18 protein-coding genes, 3 tRNA genes and 2 pseudogenes are annotated in these 23,255 nt (G+C 69.9%); 14 read left to right on the plus strand and 9 right to left on the minus strand.

What is annotated here, in order from left to right; translation table 11 throughout:
- The first annotated feature begins 79 nt into the window (after positions 1-79).
- Entirely contained in the window at positions 80-1,270 is a 1,191-nt protein-coding gene (locus OG595_RS29535) for a cytochrome P450 (protein ID WP_329277213.1), read from the plus strand.
- 51 nt (positions 1,271-1,321) lie between these two features.
- On the opposite strand, the gene OG595_RS29540 is transcribed toward OG595_RS29535, so the two are convergent.
- Positions 1,322-3,472, minus strand: coding sequence for a molybdopterin oxidoreductase family protein (locus OG595_RS29540; protein WP_329277215.1), 2,151 nt, complete (start codon positions 3,470-3,472; stop codon positions 1,322-1,324).
- 98 nt (positions 3,473-3,570) lie between these two features.
- The gene (locus OG595_RS29545; RefSeq protein WP_329283314.1) at positions 3,571-4,185 is read right to left on the minus strand and encodes a SanA/YdcF family protein; all 615 of its coding nucleotides are present in this window, start codon (positions 4,183-4,185) and stop codon (positions 3,571-3,573) included.
- Positions 4,186-4,533: 348 nt separating this feature from the next.
- Between OG595_RS29545 and OG595_RS29550 the strand changes: the two genes are divergently transcribed.
- The 4 genes from OG595_RS29550 to dnaG all read left to right on the plus strand — a co-directional run bounded on the left by OG595_RS29550 (position 4,534) and on the right by dnaG (position 10,329).
- On the plus strand, positions 4,534-5,442 hold the full coding sequence (locus tag OG595_RS29550) for a sirohydrochlorin chelatase (protein WP_329277216.1): 909 nt from the start codon (positions 4,534-4,536) through the stop codon (positions 5,440-5,442).
- Positions 5,443-5,565: 123 nt separating this feature from the next.
- Positions 5,566-6,927 (plus strand): deoxyguanosinetriphosphate triphosphohydrolase, encoded by a 1,362-nt coding sequence (locus tag OG595_RS29555; RefSeq protein ID WP_329277217.1) that lies wholly within the window; start codon positions 5,566-5,568, stop codon positions 6,925-6,927.
- Between the two features lie 164 nt (positions 6,928-7,091).
- Positions 7,092-8,357: an NAD(P)/FAD-dependent oxidoreductase gene (locus OG595_RS29560; RefSeq protein ID WP_329277219.1), complete on the plus strand. Its 1,266-nt coding sequence runs from the start codon at positions 7,092-7,094 to the stop codon at positions 8,355-8,357.
- Positions 8,358-8,415: 58 nt separating this feature from the next.
- Positions 8,416-10,329: a DNA primase gene (gene dnaG / locus OG595_RS29565; protein ID WP_329277222.1), complete on the plus strand. Its 1,914-nt coding sequence runs from the start codon at positions 8,416-8,418 to the stop codon at positions 10,327-10,329.
- A 60-nt stretch (positions 10,330-10,389) separates the two neighbouring features.
- Here dnaG and OG595_RS29570 read toward each other — a convergent pair whose 3' ends face one another.
- The gene (locus OG595_RS29570; RefSeq protein ID WP_329277224.1) at positions 10,390-10,638 is read right to left on the minus strand and encodes a hypothetical protein; all 249 of its coding nucleotides are present in this window, start codon (positions 10,636-10,638) and stop codon (positions 10,390-10,392) included.
- Positions 10,639-10,776: 138 nt separating this feature from the next.
- Between OG595_RS29570 and OG595_RS29575 the strand changes: the two genes are divergently transcribed.
- Positions 10,777-12,192 carry an RNA polymerase sigma factor gene (locus OG595_RS29575; protein WP_329277226.1) on the plus strand — a complete coding sequence of 472 codons (1,416 nt, stop codon included), beginning with the start codon at positions 10,777-10,779 and terminating at the stop codon, positions 12,190-12,192.
- A 93-nt stretch (positions 12,193-12,285) separates the two neighbouring features.
- On the opposite strand, the gene OG595_RS29580 is transcribed toward OG595_RS29575, so the two are convergent.
- The 4 genes from OG595_RS29580 to OG595_RS29595 form a co-directional block, all read right to left on the minus strand.
- Positions 12,286-14,220, minus strand: a complete 1,935-nt coding sequence (locus OG595_RS29580) for an ABC transporter ATP-binding protein (protein ID WP_329277228.1) — start codon at positions 14,218-14,220, stop codon at positions 12,286-12,288.
- Positions 14,220-15,953: an ABC transporter ATP-binding protein gene (locus OG595_RS29585; RefSeq protein ID WP_329277230.1), complete on the minus strand. Its 1,734-nt coding sequence runs from the start codon at positions 15,951-15,953 to the stop codon at positions 14,220-14,222. Before OG595_RS29585 ends, OG595_RS29580 begins: the two co-directional genes overlap by 1 nt.
- Before the next feature lie 150 nt (positions 15,954-16,103).
- Positions 16,104-17,564 carry an FGGY family carbohydrate kinase gene (locus tag OG595_RS29590; protein ID WP_329277232.1) on the minus strand — a complete coding sequence of 487 codons (1,461 nt, stop codon included), beginning with the start codon at positions 17,562-17,564 and terminating at the stop codon, positions 16,104-16,106.
- Positions 17,565-17,693: 129 nt separating this feature from the next.
- Positions 17,694-17,999: a YtxH domain-containing protein gene (locus OG595_RS29595; protein WP_329277234.1), complete on the minus strand. Its 306-nt coding sequence runs from the start codon at positions 17,997-17,999 to the stop codon at positions 17,694-17,696.
- Positions 18,000-18,221: 222 nt separating this feature from the next.
- Here OG595_RS29595 and OG595_RS29600 point away from each other — a divergent pair.
- The 5 genes from OG595_RS29600 (at position 18,222) to OG595_RS29620 (ending at position 19,585) form a co-directional block, all read left to right on the plus strand.
- A tRNA-Asn gene (locus OG595_RS29600) sits at positions 18,222-18,294 on the plus strand.
- 6 nt (positions 18,295-18,300) lie between these two features.
- Positions 18,301-18,373: transfer RNA gene (locus OG595_RS29605), tRNA-Asn, on the plus strand.
- A gap of 167 nt (positions 18,374-18,540) precedes the next feature.
- Positions 18,541-18,614, plus strand: a tRNA-Ile gene (locus OG595_RS29610).
- 333 nt (positions 18,615-18,947) lie between these two features.
- Positions 18,948-19,181, plus strand: coding sequence for a type II toxin-antitoxin system VapB family antitoxin (locus tag OG595_RS29615; protein WP_329277236.1), 234 nt, complete (start codon positions 18,948-18,950; stop codon positions 19,179-19,181).
- Positions 19,178-19,585 (plus strand): PIN domain nuclease, encoded by a 408-nt coding sequence (locus OG595_RS29620; protein ID WP_220651769.1) that lies wholly within the window; start codon positions 19,178-19,180, stop codon positions 19,583-19,585. Before OG595_RS29615 ends, OG595_RS29620 begins: the two co-directional genes overlap by 4 nt.
- A gap of 431 nt (positions 19,586-20,016) precedes the next feature.
- Here the strand turns inward: OG595_RS29620 and OG595_RS29625 are convergent, their stop codons facing one another.
- Positions 20,017-20,709 (minus strand): TetR/AcrR family transcriptional regulator, encoded by a 693-nt coding sequence (locus OG595_RS29625; protein ID WP_329277240.1) that lies wholly within the window; start codon positions 20,707-20,709, stop codon positions 20,017-20,019.
- A gap of 148 nt (positions 20,710-20,857) precedes the next feature.
- Between OG595_RS29625 and OG595_RS29630 the strand changes: the two genes are divergently transcribed.
- Complete coding sequence (locus OG595_RS29630; protein WP_329277242.1) at positions 20,858-21,529, plus strand: SDR family NAD(P)-dependent oxidoreductase; 672 nt, start codon at positions 20,858-20,860, stop codon at positions 21,527-21,529.
- On the plus strand, positions 21,526-22,029 hold the full coding sequence (locus tag OG595_RS29635; protein WP_329277244.1) for a hypothetical protein: 504 nt from the start codon (positions 21,526-21,528) through the stop codon (positions 22,027-22,029). The genes OG595_RS29630 and OG595_RS29635 overlap by 4 nt, the downstream gene beginning before the upstream one ends.
- 118 nt (positions 22,030-22,147) lie before the next feature.
- Here the strand turns inward: OG595_RS29635 and OG595_RS29640 are convergent.
- A pseudogene (locus OG595_RS29640) lies at positions 22,148-22,291 on the minus strand (transposase); the annotation flags it as partial.
- A gap of 420 nt (positions 22,292-22,711) precedes the next feature.
- Between OG595_RS29640 and OG595_RS29645 the strand changes: the two are divergent.
- A pseudogene (locus OG595_RS29645) lies at positions 22,712-23,251 on the plus strand (transposase); the annotation flags it as partial.
- Positions 23,252-23,255 lie beyond the last annotated feature (4 nt).

The raw sequence follows: 23,255 nt of genomic DNA on the forward strand, positions 1-23,255 counted from the left end.
CCCGGCAGCCCGCCCCGACCCCCACCCCCACCACACACTCCACTCCCACCTCCACCCCCACCACATGGAGACATCGACCATGTCCGAGACGACGTTCCCCCCATTGCCCATGCGCCGCACCACCCTCCTCGACCCGCCCGCAGAGTTCACCCTGCTGCGTGAGCAGGGCCGGATCAGCCGGATCGCGCTCTGGGGCGGCAACACCCCCTGGCTGGTCACCCGGCACGAGGACGCCCGTGCCGTCCTGGCGGACGCCCGCTTCAGCTCCGAGAACCACCGGGAGGGGTTCCCCGGCCTCCAGCCGACCCCGCCACCCCGCACCCCCGGCCAGCTCTTCGCCATGGACGCGCCCGACCACACCCGGCTGCGCCGGATGCTGATCCCCGACTTCACCTTCCGTCGCGCCGAGGAACTGCGCCCGTCCATCCAGCAGTTGACCGACCGGCTCATCGACGACCTGGTGGCCAAGGGGCCCGACGTCGATCTGGTGGAGCACTTCACCCTGCCGCTGCCACTGCTCGTGATCTGCGAGCTTCTCGGAGTTCCGTACGCGGACCGGGAGTTCATCCATCGCCATGCCGCCGCGTTCGCCACCGTGACCGACGGTCCCGAGGCGATGCGGGCGGGCTGGGGCGCACTGTTCGGATACCTCATGGAGCTGCTGGCCGCCAAGACCGCCGACCCAGGCGACGACCTGCTCAGCAGGCTCGCGGCCGAACGGGTGGCCACCGGCGAGGCAACCGCCGCCGAGGCGGCCGGACTTGCCGTGATGCTGCTGATCGCGGGCCATGAGACGACGGCGAGCATGCTGTCGCTCGGCGTGGTGACCCTGCTGTCCCACCCGGCCCAACTGGTGGCCCTACAGGCCGATCCGGAGCTGGTGCCGGGAGCCGTCGAGGAACTCCTGCGCTATCTCACGGTCGTTCACGTCGGGATGCGGCGCATCGCCACCCAGGACGTGGAGATCGGCGGCGTCACCGTACGGGCCGGGGAGGGCGTCGTCGTCGCGCTCCAGGCCGCCAACCGGGACCCCGGCGTGTTCCCGGACCCGGACGCCTTCGACATCACCCGGGACACCCAGCACCATCTGACGTTCAGCCACGGCCTGCACAACTGTCTGGGCCAGTCCCTCGCCCGCGCCGAACTCCAGATCGCCCTGCCCACCCTGTTCCGCCGCCTGCCCGGCCTACGGCTGACTGCCCCGGCCGAGGTGTACGCCCACGAGGGCCGCGCCGTCCACGGCGTACGCACCCTCCCCGTCACCTGGTAGTACGACCGGAGCGAGCAGTACGACCATTACGACCTCCAACTCGCCCTCCCCTCAAGGGCGTACGGTCTCCAGCCGTACCGCGCACGCCTTGAACTCCGGCATCCGTGAGGTCGGGTCGAGGGCCGGATTGGTCAGCGTGTTGGCCCGGCCCTCGCCCGGCCAGTGGAAGGGCATGAAGACGGTGTCGTCGCGGATCGAGGTGGTGATCCGCGCCGGCGCCACCGCCCGCCCGCGCCGCGACACGACGGCGATGGCGTCGCCCTCCCCGGCGCCCAGCCGTGCGGCCAGCCGGGGGTGCAACTCCACGAACGGCCCGGGCGCGGCGGCGTTCAGCTCGTCGACCCGCCGCGTCTGGGCCCCGGACTGGTACTGGGCCACGACCCGCCCGGTGGTCAGCAGTACCGGGTACTCGGCGTCCGGCTCCTCGGCGATCGGCCGGTACGTCACCGGCGCGAACCGGGCCCGCCCGTCCTCGGTCCCGAACCGGTCGAGGAAGAGACGGGGCGAACCGGGATGCGGCGCCGCCTGCGACCGGTCGCCGCGCCCGTGCCGAGGGCGCTCCCGCTGCTCCTCGTGCTGCTCGTCCCGCTGGTCGTCCTGTGCCGGGCAGGGCCAGAAGACGCCGTTCTCCTCGGCGAGCCGCCGGTAGGTGATCCCCGAGTAGTCGGCGATCCCGCCCGCGCTGGCCCGCCGCAGCTCCTCGAAGACCTCCTCGGGGTCGACCGGGAACCCCTTCTCCACTCCGGCGCGCGCGGCGAGTTGATGCAGAACGTACAGATCGCTGCGGACCCCGTCCGGGGGAGTGACGGCCTGTCGGCGCAGGAGCACCCGGCCCTCCAGATTGGTCGTCGTGCCGGTCTCCTCCGCCCACTGGGTCACGGGCAGGACGACATCGGCGAGCGCGGCCGTCTCGGACAGCACGACATCCGCGACGGCCAGGAAGTCCAGTGATTCGAGGCGCTGTTGGATGTGCGCGGCCCGCGGCGCGGACACCACCGGGTTGGACCCCATCAACAGCAGGGAGCGGATGTCGGAGCCGAGCGCGTCGAGGAGTTCGTACGCGCTCAGCCCGGGCCCGGGCAGCGAGTCCGGGTCGACGCCCCACACGCCGGCCACATGGCGGCGCGCCTCCGGGTCGGTCAGCTTGCGGTAACCGGGCAACTGGTCGGCCTTCTGGCCGTGTTCACGCCCGCCCTGCCCGTTGCCCTGCCCGGTCAGACACCCGTATCCGGAGTACGGCTTCCCCGAACGCCCGGTCGCCAGACACAGGTTGATCCACGCGCTCACCGTGTCCGTCCCCTTGGACTGCTGCTCGGGTCCACGCGCGGTGAGCACCATCGCGTTGTCCGGCTCGCAGAACATCCGGACGGCCTCGCGGAGTTGGGGCACGGGCACCCCGGTGATCCGCTCCACGTACTCCGGCCAGTGGGCCATCGCCGCCGCCCGGGTCTCCTCCCAGCCGCTCGTCCGCTCCTCGATGTACGCCTCGTCGGTGCGCCCCTGGGACACGACCAGGTGCAACAGACCGAGGGCGAGCGCGAGATCGGTACCGGGACGCGGCGCGAGATGCAGATCGGCCTGCTCGGCGGTACGGGTCCGACGCGGATCGATGACGATCAACGTCCCCCCGTTCTGCTTGAGTTCGGTGAGGTAGCGGAGAGCGGGCGGCATGGTCTCGGCGAGATTGGAGCCGACGAGGATGACGCATCCGGTCCTGGGAATGTCCTCCATGGGGAAGGGCAGCCCCCGGTCGATCCCGAAAGCCCTGTTCCCGGCGGCGGCGGCGGACGACATGCAGAAGCGCCCGTTGTAGTCGATCTGGGAGGTCCCGAGAACGACTCGCGCGAACTTCCCCAGCGCGTAGGCCTTCTCGTTCGTCAGCCCGCCCCCGCCGAAGACACCGCACGCGTCCGGGCCATGCTCCGTACGCGTGCGGGTCAGTCCTTCGGCCACCCGGTCCAGCGCCTCCTCCCAGGAGGCGGGTACGAGGACCCCGTCGCGCCGGACCAGCGGCTCGGTCAGCCGCAGCGCCGGCGACAGCAGGGCGGGCGCGGTGCGCCCCTTGCCGCAGAGGGCCCCGCGGTTGACCGGGAAGTCGACGCGTTCGGAGACCGTGACGCCACCGCCTGCTGCCGGCGTGAGGTTCATCCCGCACTGCAGGGCGCAGTACGGGCAGTGCGTGGGCGTCACGGAGGTCTCCATACCGTCAGCGTGCGGCGCCCGTGTTACACCCCGGAACGCCCCCCGTTACACACCAGGCACGGGGACCTCCCGGGAGGCCGGTGCCGCCGGTGAGGTTCTCACCCCGTGCTCGCCCGCAAGGCCCGCTGAACCCCCACCTCCACCGGCCCCAGGAACCGCGGATCGGGCTCGAACACCGCGTCCAGTGCCGCCTTGCCCGCCGCGAAGATCTCCCGCGCCCCGCCGTAGTACCACGTCACGTCGTGCCTGGCCTCGACCCCGACCCCGTACGAATCCACCCCCGCGGCCTCGCACAGCGCGACAGCGCGACGGATATGGAACCCCTGACTGATCAGCACCGCCCGGTCGACCCCGAATATCCTCTTCGCCCGGACACAGGAGTCCCAGGTGTCGAACCCGGCGTAGTCGCTCACGATCCGCCCGTCCGGCACCCCGTGCCGGGTCAGATACGCCCGCATCGCGTCCGGCTCGTCATAGTCCTCGCGGCTGTTGTCCCCGGTGACGAGCACCACCCTGACCCGCCCCGCCCGGTACAGCTCCGCCGCCGCGTCCAGCCGGTGCGCGAGATACGGAGACGGCTCCCCGTCCCACAGCCCGGCACCGAAGACGACGGCGACATCGGTACGCGGCGCGTCCGCGACATCACGCAGCCGGTCACCCGTGGCGACGAACATCCACGTGGCCGGCAGCAACGCCAGCACGCACAGCGCCATCACGACCTGCACGGCCCGCCGCTGCCCGGCCCGCGTACAAGGCAGACGCACACGCGAACGCAAAGACTCCAAGGACACCAAGGTCACCAAGGACGCCCATGATCCACGCGCCTTCGGACTGCTCATCGGACGGGTCCCTCCCAGGTGGCCCTCGGTGGCCTTCGATCAAGGAAGACGCCGCCGACACCGCCCCGGTTCGCCGCCCTCGACGTGACCAGCTTCACTCGGCCACAGGAAACCGCAGGTCAGACAAGCTCACACACCACTTGCCCCCCACCGTGAACGCCCGGAAAAGACCCGTCATTCATGCGCAACGGCGCGGCAACCTCGTACCGTCACGATCGGTGCATGACGCCGTCGCCCCGTTCGCACGACGAGTCCACGCAGATCCCGCAGAGCCCCCGGCCGCCCGGAGGCGCCCACCTCGACAGTACGGCGCAAATCATGGACCGGATCACCAGCCAGCTCGGCAGCCAGCTCAGCCTCGTCTCGCTCGACGGCAGCCGCCGTCCCGCCCCGCCCGCACTCGTCCTGGTGGGCCACGGCAGCCGCGACCCGCGCGCCCTGAGCACCGTCGGCGCGCTCGCCGAACGGGTCCGCGAACTGCGCCCCGACCTGCCCGTGCACCTGGGGCACATCGAGCTGAACGCGCCCCTGCTCCCGGACACGCTCGCGGGACTCGGCACCGCCGAGGCCGTCCTCGTACCGCTGCTGCTCAGCCGCGGCTACCACGTCAAGCAGGACATCCCGGAGATGGCCGCGGCAGCATCGGCACGCACGCGCGTGGCCGCCCCGCTCGGCCCGCACCCCCTGCTCGTCGAGACCCTGTACGCCCGTCTCGTCGAGGCCGGCTGGCGCACCCGGATGACGGACGAGCAGCGCCGGTCGAGCGCGGTCGTCCTCGCCGCCGCCGGTTCCCGGGACCCCGACTCGGACAGCGACACCCGCCGCACCGCCCGGCTCCTCGCCGAACGCCTGGGCGTGCCCGTCGTACCGGCGTACGCCACCACCGCCGCGCCGACCGTCCCCGCGGCCGTACGCGCCCTGGCCGCCCGTGGCCGTCACCGGGTCGCCGTGGCCTCGTACTTCACCGCCCCGGGCCGCTTCGCCACGGAGTGCGCCGAGGCGGCCCCCTGGATCGCCGCGGCCCCCCTGGGCGCCCACCCGTCCATGGCCCACCTGATCCTCCACCGCTACGACGAGACCGTAGCGTTCCCCGTAAAGTCCTCGCCCCGAGAGCTGGCGCCAGCCATATAGGGGCGCGGGGAACCGCGCGACAAGCCACAACCGAGCCGCACCCGCCGACGAAACAGCCCTCGGCAGACGCGCAGGCGAAACATACAAGCCCAAATTGTCAGCACCTGCCCTTACTGTCGAACCATGGAAGGCACACGCACCAACACGACCCACACCCCCCAACCCCCCGAGCACGACGCCACCCCCACCGCCTACGACCCGACGGCAGTCGCCCGCTGGGCCGCCGAACCCGACAAACGCCCGGGCCGCACCGCCTTCCAACGCGACCGCGCCCGCGTACTGCACTCCTCCGCCCTGCGACGGCTGGCCGGCAAGACCCAGGTGGTGACGCCCGGCACCCGCAGCCGGGTCTGGGACGCCAGCCCCCGTACGCGCCTCACGCACTCCCTGGAATGCGCCCAGGTCGGCAGTGAACTGGGCGCCGCCCTCGGCTGCGACCCCGACCTCGTCGAGGCGGCCTGTCTCTCGCACGACCTGGGCCACCCGCCCTTCGGGCACAACGGCGAACAGGCACTCAACGAGTTCGCGGCGGACTGCGGCGGCTTCGAGGGCAACGCCCAGTCCCTCCGGCTCCTCACCCGGATCGAACCGAAGCGTTTCGTGCGCAGCGAACGCCTTGAGACCACGGGTGGATCCGGCACCGCCGGCGAACTGGTCAGCGTGGGTCTCAACCTCACCCGGGCCACCCTCGACGCCGCCACCAAGTACCCCTGGCCACGCGGTGCGCACCCCACCGACCCGGCCTCCCCGAAGTTCGGCGTCTACGACGACGACCGGCCGGTCTTCGACTGGGTCCGCCAGGGCGCCCCCGGGACCCGGACGACCTTCGAGGCCCAGGTCATGGACTGGGCGGACGACGTGGCGTACTCGGTGCACGACGTCGAGGACGGTCTGCACGCCGGTCACATCGACCCCAACTGCCTGCACGCCGAGCCCGAACGCCAGGAGATCTTCCGGGTCGCCACCGGCCGCTACGTGGCCGCGGACACCGACCCCGCCGAACTCGCCGAGGCCCTCGACCGCCTCCTCGACCAGGAGTGGTGGCCGCACGGGTACGACGGCACGGCCGTCGCCCAGGCCCGGCTGAAGGACGCCACCAGCCAGCTCATCGGCCGCTTCTGCCTGGCCGCCGAGGGCGCCACGCGCGCGGCGTACGGCACGGGCCGGCTCACGCGGTACGCGGCGGAACTGGTCGTCCCGCGCGCGGCCCGGCTGGAGTGCGCGGTCCTCAAGGCGGTCGCCGACCGGTACGTGATGCAGCGGGCCGAACAGGAACTGATCCGCGCCGACCAGCGCGTCGTCGTCGCCGAACTCGCCGAGGCGCTCACCGCCCGCGCCCCGGACGGCCTCGACCCCCAGTTCCGCGCGCTGTTCGACGAGGCGGCGGACGACCGTGCGCGCAAGCGGGTGATCGTCGACCAGATCGCGTCCCTCACCGACGCGTCGGCGCGTTCGCTGCACGCACACCTGAAGGGCGGCATATGACCCGCATATGACACAGATGTGACCCTGCGTGGCCTGATCGGGCCACACCCTCTTCCCCCATCACACTCCGTGCGGGACGCTCCCCAGGGGGCACCCGTACAGAAGGCACGAGCAACACGCGGCACGAGCAACACGTGGCACCCGTTCTTACGAGGAGGCATGAAGTGGTCGACGCGGATCAGACATTCGTCATCGTCGGAGGCGGACTGGCCGGCGCCAAGGCGGCCGAGACGCTCCGGACGGAGGGCTTCACCGGCCGCGTGATACTGATCTGCGACGAACGCGACCACCCGTACGAGCGGCCCCCGCTCTCCAAGGGCTACCTCCTCGGCAAGGAGGAACGCGACAGCGTCTTCGTCCACGAACCGGCCTGGTACGCGCGCAACGACATCGAACTCCACCTCGGCCAGACCGTCGACGCCATCGACCGTACGGCGAAGACGGTCCGGTTCGGCGACGACGGCACCCTCGTCCACTACGACAAACTGCTCATCGCCACCGGCGCCGAGCCGCGCCGCCTGGACATCCCCGGTACGGACCTGGCCGGCGTCCACCACCTGCGTCGCCTCGCGCACGCCGAGCGCCTCAAGGGCGTCCTGGCCGCCCTGGGCCGGGACAACGGCCACATCGTCATCGCCGGCGCCGGCTGGATCGGCCTGGAGGTCGCGGCGGCGGCGCGTGAGTACGGCGCCGAGGTGACCGTCGTCGAACCGTCGTCGACCCCGCTGCACTCGGTGCTCGGCCCCGAGCTGGGCAACCTCTTCGCCGAGCTGCACCGCGAGCACGGCGTCCGTTTCCACTTCGGCGCCCGCCTGACGGAGATCGTCGGCCAGGACGGCATGGTCCTCGCGGCCCGTACGGACGACGGCGAGGAGCACCCGGCCCACGACGTCCTGGCGGCCATCGGAGCCGCGCCGCGCACGGGACTGGCGGAGGCGGCCGGGCTGACCCTCGCCGACCGCGCGTACGGCGGCGGCATCGAGGTCGACGAACGCCTGCGCACCTCCGACCCCGACATCTACGCGGCCGGTGACGTGGCCGCCTTCCACCACGCCCTGTTCGACACCAGGCTGCGGGTCGAGCACTGGGCCAACGCCCTCAACGGCGGCCCGGCGGCGGCCCGCGCGATGCTGGGCGGCGAATCGACGTACGACCGTGTGCCGTATTTCTTCTCCGACCAGTACGACATGGGCATGGAGTACTCGGGCTGGGCGCCCCCGGGCTCCTACGACCAGGTGGTGATCCGGGGAGACGCGGGCAAGCGGGAGTTCATCGCCTTCTGGGTGAAGGAGGGCCGGGTGCTGGCCGGGATGAACGTGAACGTGTGGGACGTCACAGAGACCGTCCAGCAGCTCATCCGTTCGCGGTCCCGGGTGGACACGGAGGCCCTGGGGAACCCGCACGTACCACTGGACAGCCTGGTCCCGTAGCGGCGGCACCGCCCGCGGCTGTCGCAGCACTGTCGGCCCGCCCCCGTAGACTCACTGCGTGGCCGGAAGGATCAACGAAGAGGACGTGAAGGCGGTTCGGGACGCGGTCCCGATCGACGCCGTCGTCTCCGAGTACCTCCAGCTGCGCAACGCGGGCGGCGGCAACCTCAAGGGCCTCTGCCCCTTCCACGACGAGAAGTCACCGTCCTTCCAGGTCAGCCCGAGCAAGGGACTGTTCCACTGCTTCGGCTGCCAGGAAGGCGGCGACACCATCACGTTCGTGATGAAGGTCGACCACCTCTCCTTCTCCGAGGTCGTCGAGCGACTGGCCGCCCAGGCCGGCATCACCCTGCGGTACGAGGAGGGCGGCTACAACCCCGCCGGCCAGCGCGGCGAGCGCATCCGCCTGGTCGAGGCCCACAAGATCGCCGCGCAGTGGTACGTGGAGCAGCTGGCCACCAGCTCCGAGGCCGACGCGGGCCGCAAGTTCCTGGCGGAACGGGGCTTCGACCAGTCGGCCGCCGAACACTTCTCCGTCGGCTACAGCCCCCAGGGCTGGGACCACCTCACCCGTTACCTCCGCGGCAAGGGCTTCTCGGACAAGGAACTCCTGCTGTCCGGCCTCTCCCAGGAAGGCCGCCGCGGCCCCATCGACCGCTTCCGGGGCCGTCTGATGTGGCCGATCCGCGACATCGGCGGCGAGGTCGTCGGCTTCGGCGCCCGCAAGCTGTACGAGGAGGACAACGGCCCCAAGTACCTCAACACCCCCGACACGGCGATCTACCGGAAGTCCCAGGTCCTGTACGGCATCGACCTCGCCAAGAAGGACATCGCGAAGACGAGTCGCGCGGTCGTCGTCGAGGGCTACACGGACGTCATGGCCTGCCACCTGGCCGGTGTGACGACGGCCATCGCGACCTGCGGCACGGCCTTCGGCACCGACCACATCAAGATCCTCCGCCGGCTGCTGATGGACAACGGCTCGGCTCGCGTGATCTTCACCTTCGACGGCGACGCGGCAGGCCAGAAGGCGGCGCTGCGCGCCTTCGAGGACGACCAGAAGTTCGCCGCCGAGACCTACATCGCCATCGCGCCCGACGGCATGGACCCCTGCGACCTGCGCCTCGCGAAGGGCGACCAGGCCGTCGCCGAACTCGCCGAACCCCGCACCCCCCTCTTCGAGTTCGCCCTGCGCCAGATCGCCGTCCGCTACGACCTGGAGACCCCGGCGGGCCGCGCGGCGGCGCTGGACGAGGCGGCCCCGATCGTCGCCCGCATCAAGAACAGCGGCGCACAGCACGAGGTCGCGGTCCAGCTCGCCGGCATGCTCGGCATCCTGGACACCCAGTTCGTCGTCAAGAGGGTGGCCCAGCTGGCCCGTTGGGCCCGCGACCGCGGCGGCAAGGGCCCGGCCCCCACCGGCCGGCAACGCCAGTCCCACCCGTACGAGACGGCCTCGTCCCGTCCCGGCGGCCCCTCCGGCCCCGCCCTGAACCTCCGCAACCCGGTCTACGCCACCGAACGCGAACTCCTCAAACTCGCCCTCCAGCGCCCCGACCTGGTCTCCCCGGCCTTCGACGCCTACGGCATCGACGAGTTCACGGCAGCCCCCTACGCGGCCGTACGCCAGGCGATCATGGAAGTGGGCGGCGTGGAGTACGGCGCCCAGGACCCCCAGGAGTACCTGGTCCGCGTCCGCGAGGCGGCCCCGGACAACACGGTCCGTTCCATGGTCACGGAGCTGGCCGTCGAGGCGATCATGCGCAAGACGGTCGACGACGTGTACGCGAGCGACCAGTTGGTCATGGTCCGCCGCAGAGCGGTCGAACGCCGGATCCAGGAGGTCCAGGTCACCCACACCCGCCTGGCCACCCACGGCGACCCGGCCGAACTGGCCGCCGTACAGAACGAGCTGTGGGTACTCCAGCAGTACGACCAGGCCCTCCGAGAACGAGGCGCGGCAGCCCTCTGACCAGGCCTCCGAGCATGCCTGAGTACATGCTCCCGAGTCACCGCTCCTCGAACACCGGCGTCACCGCCCGCACCAACCGGTCCGTGAACTCCCGCTCCGCGCGCGGGCCGATTCGCCGGCGTACGACGGGGAACCCGTGCGGGTGAGCATCGGCTGGGCCGGTATTCGGCCACGGGCGAGGACGATGCGGGTCAGTTTGAGACCGGTCGCCGTCGCCCAGCGGTCCAGCAGTTCCGCCTCGGCGGAGGTTTCGCGGCGGACGGTGACATGCGTTTCGTACAGGTGAGTTGAGCGAAGAGAACCGGACACGAGCCGATCGTGCCAGGTCGGACCCCGAAGAGGGACTCGGGTTTGACGCCACGGTAACCACGTGGTCACGGACCGGACCCAAAAAGTCGTCGCACGCCCCTCGTGGCGGCGATGTGCCGTACGCCACACTGGGTTCCGGTGCCTGAGTCCTCGGAGCGCGGCCGACCCGTCCCCAACGGGTCCGACACCCCCGCGATTCCGCTCAACGCGTACGGGACGGACAGCGGTGAGGCCGCCCACTCCGCCCCCCGAGTACCGCTGCCGTACGCCTCAGCAGCGATCATCCTGGAGGTCGCCCCCGTGCAGACCCAGACCCTCGCCCAGACCGACAGCAGCAGCACCACGGCGACGAAGCCCGGCGCCGAGACCGGCATCGCGGACGTCAGCGACGTCACGGACGTCGCCGAGGTCATCGCGGCCGTGCCGCCGCAGAGCCGAGCCGCGCACCACCCCGAGACGGCCGACCCCGACAGCCCGCCCGAACTGGACGAACCCCCGGCCGACGAGGCGGAGACCGCGGAGACAGCGGAACCGATTGAACCGATCGAGTCCATCGAGGTCATCGAATCCATCGAGCCGATCGAGGCCATCGAGCCGGCCGAACGGCTCCGCGCCCGCGCCCCGGCCCGCGCCGACACCAGCGGGCCTTCCTCCGACCTGTTCCGTCAGTACCTTCGCGAGATCGGCCGCATCCCGCTGCTGACCGCCGTCGAGGAGGTCGAACTCGCCCGCCGGGTCGAGGCCGGCCTGTTCGCCGAGGAGAAGCTGCGTCTCGCCTCCGACCTGGACAGCCAGTTGGCCCTGGACCTGGACAGGCTGGTCGTCATGGGCCGGATGGCCAAGCGCCGCCTGATCGAGGCGAACCTGCGCCTGGTGGTGTCCGTGGCGAAACGGTACGTGGGCCGCGGCCTGACGATGCTCGACCTCGTCCAGGAGGGGAACCTGGGCCTGATCCGCGCCGTCGAGAAGTTCGACTACGCGCGCGGCTACAAGTTCTCCACGTACGCGACCTGGTGGATCCGCCAGGCCATGTCCCGCGCCCTCGCCGACCAGGCCCGGACGATCCGCGTGCCCGTACACGTGGTCGAGCTGATCAACCGGGTCGTCCGCGTCCAGCGCCGGATGCTCCAGGAACGCGGCTACGAGCCGACCCCCGAGGAGGTCGCCGCCCACCTGGACCTCCTGCCCGAGCGCGTCAGCGAGGTGCTGCGCCTGGCCCAGGAACCCGTGTCACTGCACGCCCCGGTGGGCGAGGAGGACGACGTCGCGCTCGGTGACCTCATCGAGGACGGCGACGCCGCCTCGCCGGTCGAGTCGGCGGCGTTCCTGCTGCTGCGCGAACACCTGGAGGCGGTGCTGTCGACGCTGGGGGAGCGGGAGCGGAAGGTCGTCCAGCTGCGCTACGGACTGGCGGACGGGAGGCCCCGCACGCTGGAGGAGATCGGCCGGATCTTCGGCGTCACACGGGAACGCATCCGCCAGATCGAATCCAAGACCCTGAACAAACTGAGGGACCACGCCTTCGCGGACCAGCTGCGCGGCTACTTGGACTGAACTCCCCGCATACCCGAAACATACCCAAAATCCCCAAGGGGGCTGCAAATCACCCCCCTTGGGGATCCCCGGTGCCCCGCTACCCGGCGCCTGCTAATCCACTTCGGCCACCGCCTCCGCGAACTGCGCCTTGTACAACCGCGCGTAGGCGCCGTCCGCCTCCAACAGCTCCCCGTGCGCCCCCTGTTCCACGATCGCCCCGTTCTCCATCACCAGGATCGTGTCCGCGTCCCGGATCGTCGACAGCCGGTGCGCGATCACGAACGACGTCCGCCCGTGCGCCAGTTTGGCCATCGCCTTCTGGATCAGAACCTCCGTACGGGTGTCCACGGAACTCGTCGCCTCGTCCAGCACCAGGATCACCGGATCGGACAGGAACGCCCGCGCGATCGTGATGAGCTGCTTCTCACCCGCGCTCACCCCCGTGCCCTCGTCGTCGATCACGGTGTCGTAGCCGTCCGGCAGCGTACGGATGAAACGGTCCGCGTGCGCGGCCCGCGCCGCCTCCTCGATCTCCCCGCGCGTCACCTCGCGCTCCCGCGCGGCCCCGTACGCGATGTTCTCCTCGATGGTCCCGCCGAACAGCCAGGTGTCCTGGAGCACCATCCCGATCCCGGCCCGGAGTTCGTCCCGGGACATCGACGCGATGTCCACCCCGTCCAGGGTGATCCGGCCCCCGGAAACCTCGTAGAACCGCATCAACAGGTTGACCAGAGTGGTCTTCCCCGCCCCCGTGGGTCCGACGATCGCGACCGTGTGCCCGGGCTCCACCGCCAGCGACAGGTCCTCGATCAGCGGCTTCTCCGGCTCGTACCGGAACGACACGTGCTCCAGCGAGACCAGCCCGCGCAGTTCCTCGGGCCGTACCCCCGGCACCGGATCGGCCTGCTGCTCCTCCGCGTCCAGCAGTTCGAAGATCCGCTCGGCCGAGGCCACGCCCGACTGCACCAGGTTCGCCATCGACGCGACCTGCGTCAGCGGCATCGAGAACTGGCGCGAGTACTGGATGAAGGCCTGCACGTCACCGATCGACAGCGCGCCCGAAGCGACCCGCAGCCCGCCCACCACGGCCACCAGCACGTAGTTGATGTTCGACACGAAGAACATCAGCGGCTGCATGATGCCGCTGTTGAACTGTGCCTTGAAACCGGCCTCGTACAGCGCGTCGTTCTGCTCGGCGAACTGCTGCGCCGACTCGTCCTGCCGCCCGAACACCTTCACGAGGTTGTGCCCGGTGTACATCTCCTCGATGTGCGCGTTCAGCTTGCCGGTGGTCCGCCACTGCTGCACGAAGTGCGGCTGCGACCGCTTGCCGACCCGCGTGGCGATGAAGAACGACAGCGGTACGGTCACCAGCGCGACCAGCGCCAGCAGCCAGGACACCCAGAACATCATCGCCAGCACGCCGATGATCGTCAGCAACGAGTTGATGAGCTGCCCCATCGACTGCTGGAGCGTCTGCCCGATGTTGTCGATGTCGTTCGTCGCACGGCTGAGCACCTCACCGCGCTGCCGCTTGTCGAAGTACGACAACGGCAGCCGCGACAGCTTCGCCTGCAGGTCCTCGCGCATCCGGGACACGGTCCGGTTGACCGCCCGGTTCACCAGCCGTGTGGCGACCAGCATCAGCAGCCCGGCGAACACGAACACCACCAGGGCGAGCCCCAGCACCTCGCCCACCGCGCCGAAGTCGATCCCCTTGCCCGGCGTGAAGTCCGTACCGGAGAGCATGTCGGCCATGCCGCCCTCGCCGCGCTCCCGCATGGACGCGAGAACCTCGGCCTTCGTACTGCCGCTGTCGAACTGCCGTCCGATGATGCCGGAGAAGACCAGGTCGGTCGCCCGCCCCAGGATCTTCGGGCCCACCACCGACAGGCCCACGCTCACGAACACCGCGCACAGCATCACGAGCATCGTGGCCCGCTCGGGCCTGAACTGGGAGAGGAGCCGTTTGCCGGACTCCTTGAAGTCCAGCGAGTGCTGGTCGGGGCCGCCTCCGGCCATCATGCGCCCCATGGGCCCGGCCATCAGGCGGCCTCCGCTTCCGTGAGCTGGGAGAGCACGATCTCCCGGTAGGTCTGGTTGTCCGCCATCAGCTCGTGGTGGCTGCCGGTGCCGACGACCCGGCCCTCGTCGAGGACGATGATCCGGTCGGCGTCCCTGATCGTGGACACCCGCTGGGCGACGATCACGACGGTCGCCTCGGCGGTCTCGCGCGCGAGCGCCGTCCGCAGGGCCGCGTCCGTGGCGTAGTCGAGCGCCGAGAAGGAGTCGTCGAAGAGGTAGATCTCGGGCCGCTGCACCAGCGTCCGCGCGATCGCGAGCCGCTGCCGCTGACCACCCGACACATTCGTACCGCCCTGCGCGATCGGCGCGCCGAGCCCGCCCTCCAGCCGCTCGACGAACCCCTTGCCCTGAGCAACCTCCAGAGCGCGCCACAACTCCTCGTCCGTGGCGTCCGGGTTGCCGTAGCGCAGATTGCTCGCCACGGTCCCCGCGAACAGATACGGCTTCTGCGGCACCAGCCCCACCGTCCTGGCCAGCAGTTTCGGCTCCACGGTGGCCACGTCCACGCCGTCGACGAGCACCTCCCCGTCGGTCGCGTCGAACAGCCGCGGTACGAGCCCCAGCAGCGTCGACTTCCCACTGCCCGTGGACCCGATCACCGCGGTCACCTCACCGGGCCGCGCCACCAGGTCGACGGCCTTGAGCACCGGCTCCTCGGCGCCCGGATAGCGGAACCCGGCCCCCCGGATCTCCAGATGCCCGTGCCGCCGCAGTTCGACGACCGGATCGGTCGGCGGCACCACACTCGACGACGTACCGAGGACCTCCTCGATGCGCTCGGCGCACACCTCCGCGCGCGGCACCATCATGAACATGAAGGTGGCCATCATCACGGACATCACGATCTGCATCAGATAGGCGAGGAACGCGGTCAGCGCGCCGATCTCCATCCCGCCGCTGTCGATGCGGTGAGCACCGAACCACACCACGGCGATCGACGAGACGTTGACGACGGTCATGACGATCGGGAACATCAGCGCGAGCAGCCGCCCGGTGCCCAGCGACACCTCGGTCAGCTCGTGGTTCGCCTTCCCGAACCGCTCCTTCTCGTACTCGTCCCGCACGAAGGCGCGGATGACCCGGTTGCCGGTGATCTGCTCCCGCAGCACCCGGTTGACGGTGTCGAGCCGCACCTGCATCGTCCGGAACAGGGGCCGCAGCCGCCGCACGATCAACGTCACGCAGATGCCCAGCACCGGCACGACGGCGACCAGCACGCCCGACAGCGGCACATCCAGACCCAGCGCCAGCACGATGCCGCCCACGCACATGATCGGTGCCGACACCATCAGCGTGAACGTCATCAGCGCGAGCATCTGCACCTGCTGGACGTCATTGGTCGTACGGGTGATCAGCGAGGGCGCCCCGAACTGCCCGACCTCACGCGCCGAGAACGACTGCACCCGGTCGAAGACGGCAGCGCGTACGTCCCGGCCGAGCGCCGACGCCGTACGGGCGCCGTAGTACACGGCACCGATGTTGCAGACGACCTGCACCAGCGAGATACCGATCATCACGGCGCCGAAGAGCAGGATGTAGCCGGTGTCGCCCTTCACCACACCCTTGTCGATGATGTCCGCGTTGAGCGTGGGCAGGTAGAGGGTCGCGCAGGTCTGCAGGAGCTGGAGCAGCACGAGCAGACCGATGGGTTTCTTGTAGGGCCGCAGATAAGTGCGCAGAAGTTGTATGAGCACGCTGAATCTCTCGGAGTCGGCGGTTTGTCCATGACGGACGATGGGGAGTGCCCCACGCACCCATCGTCCGACACTCCACCCGTGTTACTTCAACCGATTAATCCAACAGCGGACCAAGGAACCGCGGGCGCGCGGAACGACCCGCGCCCCTCAGCTACGAAATGCCCCGGGATGCGTCTGCTCCCGCACGGACACGTACTGCTGTCGCACCGCCTGTCCCACCGCCAGCTCCTCACCGGGCTCCAGCACCTGCGCGGCGGCGCCCTGCCAGGCCGGCGGGGTGCGCGGGTCGAGCGTGCCCTGCGACACCCCGAGCGCCCAGGCGGCCTGCCGCGCGGCACCGATGGCCGCGTAGTCCGCGGGCTGCGGTACGACGACCTGCGCCCCGAACAACGGCGGCGCCGCGGCCTGCACGGCGGGCAGTTCGGCGGCGGACCCGAGCAGGAAGACGCGCTGTACGTCGACTCCACGCCCCCGCAGCACGTCCAGGGCGTCCGCGAGCCCGCACAGCATCCCCTCGAAGGCGGCCCGTGCCAGATGCTCGGCCTTCATGGACTCCCGCCGCAGCCCGGCGAGCGTCCCCGCGGTGTGCGGCAGATTGGGCGTCCGCTCCCCTTCCAGATAGGGCAGCATGACCAGCCCGTGAGCGCCCGGGGTCGACTTCATCGCGAGGTCGGACAGGGTCTCCAGATCACTCAGCCCGAGCAGCTCGGCCGTCCCCCGCAAGGTCCGTACGGCGTTCAGCGTCGTGACGACCGGCAGATGCAGCCCGGTCGCGTCGGCCAGCGAGGTGATCATCCCGGTCGAGTCGAAGAGCGCCTCGGGATGTACGGCCATCACGGACCCGGAGGCCCCCAGTGACACCACTACATCCCCGAGCCCCAGCCCGAGCCCGAAGGCGGCGGCCATGGTCTCCCCGGTCCCGGCGGAGATCAGCAGCCCCTCGGGCGTCGTACCGGCGGCGTCGGACGGGCCGAGCACCTCGGGCAGCATCGCCTGACGCCCGAGCGCGAGCTCGACGAGATCACCGCGATAGGCCCCCATGGCGGCCGACCAGTAGCCCGTCCCCGAGGCCCCGCCCCGGTCGGTGGTCCGCCGTACGGGCCGCCCCAGCAACTGCCACACCAGCCAGTCGTGCGCCTGCATCAGCACGGCGGTCCGCTGCGCCGCCTCCGGCTCGTTGCGCGCCAGCCAGCGCAGCTTGGTCACCGGCTGCGCGGCCTGCGGCACACACCCCACGGCCTGCGCCCACGCCTCCCGCCCGCCGAGCGCGTCGATCAGATCGGCCGCGGCGACCTGCGCCCGCTTGTCCCCGCCGACCATCGCCGGCCGTACGGTGTTGCCCTGCGCGTCGACCGGCACCAGCGCGTTCTGCTGCGCGGACACCCCGATGGCCTGCACACCTTCGAGCAGCCCGCCGCCGGCCGCCTCACCGAGGGAGAGCAGCCAGGCCTGCGGATCGACATCGGAGGGCCGCCCGCCGCCCCCGCCCTCGACGCCTTCCATCGGATGCGGCGCATAGCCCTGCCGCAGCACGGACCCCGTGTCCGCGTCGCAGACGACGATACGAGTGAAATCGGGCGAACTGTCCAACCCGGCGACTATCCCCATGGCGAAAATTCTGCCGTACGCGGAGAGGTGAACGCGCCGGGTCGACACTCCGTTGGCGGTGACCTGTGCGTTGTGGGTGACCAGGGGCGTGCGGGTGCCGCAGATGTGTCCATGCAGACACCCTGGCACTCAGGTGTTGTTGGTGCCCCAGTCGTCCTCGCCACCTCCCGTGGCGTTGCGCTCACGCAGGGAGCGCACCCGGCCCGCCACGGAGTCGGGCACCCGGTCCCCGACCTTCTCGCTCACGGTGTGGAACGCCTTGCCGGCGAACTCCCGCCCCTGCAGCGCGGCCGACTCGGCGGTGTTGCGGACGGCCGGGTTCTGCGAGATCCGGCGGGCGGACTTCTTCAACTGCTCGTAACGCTCTCGCCCGGCCCGTGTGCCCAGCACGTAACCCAGGGCCAGTCCGGCGACGAACGTGAGCCGGTAGCGCATGACGGCCACCTTTCCTTGACGAGTGTCGAGTGGTGAGTGACGGATGGTGGGTGGGGCGACGGATGGACTGACGGACCGCGGTCGGCGAACGAGGGGCGCCACGTGCGAGGCGCGCGGAACCGATTGGCGGAGCACCCCCCTGCTTGCGCTAATGTATGTGTCGCAGCGACCGCACGCCCCCTGGCGAATACCCAGGGAGTCACGATCGATGCAACGAGGCGATCCCCTGTAGCTCAATTGGCAGAGCAGCCGGCTGTTAACCGGCAGGTTACTGGTTCGAGTCCAGTCGGGGGAGCTTCGATCTTCCGTAGCTCAATTGGCAGAGCAGCCGGCTGTTAACCGGCAGGTTACTGGTTCGAGTCCAGTCGGGAGAGCGCTTGAACGAGGACCCCGTTGGGGTCCTTTTTCATGCCCGGGGGAACCGCTTGAGCTGCGTCGAGGTCTTCATGGTCATGCGAAGCCGACCATCCGAAGCAGGAGATCGTATGAGCGGCTATGCTGCGGCAGACGGCGCGCACAAATGTGCGCGACGCGCCGTAATGGGGCGGTAGCTCAGCCGGTTAGAGCAGCGGACTCATAATCCGTCGGCCGTGGGTTCGAGTCCCACCCGCCCCACTCTGCGCTACGCGGGGAGAAGCCGTCTGACCAGGCACTTTCCTGGTCGGGGCGAGGGTGTGAGGGTCCTGGCGGCCCGTGGTGATCATGATTTCTTGATCGTCTGGACAAAGTCTGGACGCCGATTCCGGTTAAGTCGGGCGTCGCGCTTATGGGGTGTTTCGTGTCAGCGTCGGACAAGTCCCCGCTGGCTCGTCCCGCAGCGAGAAGTGGGTCCATGTGAACGTCTTGACGCTGGCGCGCATCCCCTGCGTGGTCTGTTTGTGATTTATGGGCGCGTCGATGTTGGTGATGTATCCTGGGTGCATACATCGTGGACGTTGGAGGTGTGCGATGTCCGTCACGCAGATTGATCTCGACGACGAGGCACTGGCCGAGGCCATGCGGCTCATGGGTGCCACGACGAAGAAGGAGACCGTCAACGCGGCCCTTCGGGACTACGTAGCGCGGATCAGGAGGCTTGAGGCCGCGGAGAAGCTGGCCGCGCGAGGTGAGCGTGGCGAGTTTGAGCAGGCCGCAGCGGTCCATGAAGCCGAGAAGCGTGCGCGGCGCGAGGCCTTCGAGTGATCACGTATCTGGTCGACACCTCGGCTCTGTGGCATCTGTTCCGTACCCCAGGTGCGCTGCGCCCCTGGGAGGGACACATCGCCGCCGGGGTGTTCCACCTCTGTGAGCCGACACGAGCCGAATTCCTCTACTCGGCGACCAGCCCGTCTCACCGAGATGAGCTGGCCGAGGAACTGGACGCGCTCTGTCTGCTCTCTCCGGTTCCGAAGAACGCCTGGCGGTGGGTCGATACCGCCCAGTACAAATTGACCCAGAGGGGCCAGCATCGGGCGGCGGGAGCGATCGACCTGTTGGTGTGTGCGACAGCTGTACACCATGGGCACACCGTCCTCCACGTGGACAATGACTTCGCGACGGTGGCCGGAGTCCTCAAGGAAGTTCAGCAGCGAGACGCACGAGCCTGATGTCCGGAGGCAGGAACACGTCTGTCGGCTTCTGGCCTCGGTGATCGATGTCTCCGGGGTGCATCACTACGACCTATCCCCGCATGCGCAGGGTCCACTACGTGCGCGCAGTGACGGTGACGACGGGCGGAGAGCTCTTCCCGCGTGTGCGGGGCCAACGCCGTTCAGACCGCGTACGACAAGCAGTTCGAGGAGCTATCCCCGCCGGTGGCGGGCCCATGGCCACGAGGCGATCGGCGGCACGGTTGTGGGGGAGCTATTCAGGTCAGCCCTGAGGCGGCCTTTGAGACGCACGCCGTGTCGCCGGTGCACGCGGAGGTCACCAAACGCCTCCGCGAATTCTGCGTCGCGGGGACGGAGGCGTACCGGCTCGGCCTGGTCGCTGGGAAGGGGCTCCCCGCGGCGTCTTGAGACAACGCGCGTCTCGACGGTCAGGCGCCGCAGGCACCGTTTCCGCCGAGGCTGATCATGGCGCGGTACAGCTGCTCCTCGGTGAGCGGCGGCGCCGGTAGCGGGTGGGCGCGGTCGGTTCGGAAGCCGTCGAGCAGAAGGTAGAGGTGGCGGCGCCAGGCGTCCGGGGCGATGGCGTGGGTGGCCTCGGTGACGCGGCTGTGCGACCAGATGACGAAGGCAAGGTCCTCGGGCGTGAGGTCGGGGCGCAGGCTGCCCTGCTCCTGCGCACGCTCGACGATGTGTACACCGAGTTCACGGATGCGGGTCTGGGCGCCCGCCAGGCAGGCGCTCTCCGGCAACCGCATGGAGGCCAGATCGTTGAACCCCCGGTCCTGTGACTGGAGTTCGCACATGGTCTCCAGAAAATGACACAGCCCCGCCCAGGCGTCATCCATGGTGACGGCCTTCTCGGCGGCCTCCCGCCAGACGGCCAGCTTCTCCGCGAAGGTCGCCTGCACCAGGTCCAGCCGGGTGGGGAAGTGCCGGTACAGCGTGCCGATGGCCACCCCGGCCCGCCTGGCCACCTGCTCCAGGGGGGCCTCCAGGCCCTGCTCGGCGAAGCAGGAGCGGGCCGCGGTGAGCAGGGCCTCGCGGTTGCGCTGTGCGTCGCGCCGCAGGGGGCGGACGGGGGCCGGGTTCCCGGCGGAGGCGGACGGTGGGTCGATGGCCATGTCTCTCAGGCTACCAACCGGAGGGATACCTCATGTTCTCTGCTACGATCCAAGAACATGAGGCTTCCCTCGACTTTCAGTCCTGACCGCTGACGTGGCGGGAGATGCCCTCATCCGTCCAGCCCGTCCGACCACAGGAGCACCACCCATGCCCGTCATCGCCGTCATCGGAGCAGGCCCCGGCCTGGGCCTGTCCATCGCCCGCCGCTTCGGAAGGGAGGGTTTCCAGGTCGCCCTGGTCTCCCGGACCCAGGACAAGCTCGACGCGCTCGCCGCACAGCTCGCCGAGGACGGCATCGAGGCCGCGGGCTTCGCCGCGGACGTGACGCGTCCCGACTCGCTGCAGTCGGCGCTCGCCGCGGTCGCCGACCGGTTCGGGGCCGTCGACGTACTGGAGTACTCGCCCGCCGACCCCACGTTCGCCGGCGCCGCCGCCGTCGACGCCACGGCGCAGGACCTCCACAAGCAGCTCGACTACTACCTGTACGGAGCGGTCGCCGCGGTCCGTCAGGTGCTGCCCGCCATGCTCGAACGCGGCAGTGGCACCCTGCTGTTCTCCACGGGCGCCTCCTCCATCCGGCCGAGCGGCGGCGCGTTCGGCAGCGTCGGCGTCGCGGCGGCGGCCCTGCGCAACTACGCCATGGCCCTGGGCATCGACCTCGCCGAGCACGGGGTGCACGCCGCACACGTGGCGATCGGGGTGTTCATCGGCAGCGGTCCCGGCACCGAGCCCGAGACCATCGCCGAGCACTACTGGGACGCGTACACCAAGCGCGACCAGGCCGAGATCGTCCACACCGTCCCCGGCGGCATCCGGTGAGCACCTCCGGCACACCCGCCGCGAACACGGCCACGCCCCCCATGGTGAAGATCTTCCGAGCCGCCAACAAGGTCGTCCGGCCGCTGCTCGCCTCCCGCTTCCACAAGCCGCTGAGCGGGCGCCTGATGCTGCTCACGTACAAGGGGCACCGGACGGGCCGTCAATTCACGGTCCCCATCGGCTACTTCGACTGGGATCCCGGCACCGTGCTCGCCATGTCCTCCCAGCTCAGCTGGATCCCCAGCATGCGCGAAGGGTCCGCCGTCCGGCTGCGCATCCGGGGCCAGGACCACGCCGCCGTCCCGACGGTCGTCGAGGACCCTGAGGAAGTCGCCCCCCTGCTGGGTGAGTTCGGCCGGCGCAAAGGGCCCAAGGCCGCCAAGGGACTGATGCTCGGCCTCCCAGGCGACCGGCAACCCACCGACGACGAGCTACGCACGGCCGCCGCCAAGACCCGCTTCGTCTGCTTCCGGATGGAGCCCGAGCGGCCGAGCCGGTAGCACTCGACCGGCTGATGCGGTCGACGGAGACCCTTCCCGCCCGCGAGCACTCCAACTATGAGCGCCAGGAGCGGATCATCACCGAGGCCATGGCCGAACGCTGGCTGGAACCTCAGCTGCCCGCTGGCGACTTGACCTGCTGGGACTTCGGCACCGCCAGGACGTAGCCGACGCCGGCCTCCTCCAGCATCCGCCGGAAGTGCCACTCCTGCCCGTAGGCCGCATCCGCGGTCACCCAGGCAATCGGCAGGACGGAGTCCAGAATGAGGGTCTGCGTACTTGAGGGGACGCTCCCCCTGCCTTCGGGTCGCAGTAGGGAAATCCGCTGCGGGCGAGTTCGAGGCGCACTCCCGGGCTGGGGTGATCGTCTCGGAAGCTGGTTGGGCTTGTCCTTCCGGGACGCGTTCTGGACGCAGGTTGGACACAAGGATCGGAAAAGACTGACAAGGGCCGAGAGGGACTGAGGCGCCAAACCGTGTCTGACCTGGGAAAACGCCCAAGATGAGCATGGATCGGCAAGGGTCGCCAAGATCCTCAAAGGACTCATAATCCGTCGGCCGTGGGTTCGAGTCCACCCGCGGGTCTGTACGCTCACCGGTGTAATTGATGATCATGGAAGAGACATCAAGTGACTGACACCGTGACCGAGTCCGCGACCGCCGATGACCTGGCGGAACCGTCGCTGGAGAGTGCGGCGGTCGAGCAGAAGCTCATCGACCAGCTCGTCGCGCAGGCCCGGAGCAAGGGTCTGCAGTTGACCGGCGAGGGCGGGCTGCTGCAGCAGCTGACCAAGACGGTTCTGGAGTCCGCCCTGGAGGGCGAGATCACCGACCATCTCGGCTACGACAAGCACGACCCGGCGGGCAAGGACGGCGGCAACTCCCGCAACGGCACCCGCTCCAAGACCGTACTGACCGACATCGGGCCGGTCGAGATTGACGTCCCCCGTGACCGGGAGGGTTCCTTCGAGCCGGCCATCGTCAAGAAGCGGCAGCGCCGGCTGACCGGCGTCGACGAGATGGTCCTGTCGCTGTCCGCGAAGGGCCTCACCCACGGCGAGATCTCCGCGCACCTGGCCGAGGTCTACGGCGCCAGCGTGTCCAAGACGACCATCAGCACGATCACCGACAAGGTGATGGACGGCATGGCCGAATGGCAGAACAGGCCACTCGACCGCGTCTACCCGGTCGTCTTCATTGACGCGATCAACGTCAAGATTCGGGTTC

The sequence above is a fragment of the Streptomyces sp. NBC_01451 genome, assembly GCF_036227485.1.
In the GTDB taxonomy this organism is placed as follows: domain Bacteria; phylum Actinomycetota; class Actinomycetes; order Streptomycetales; family Streptomycetaceae; genus Streptomyces.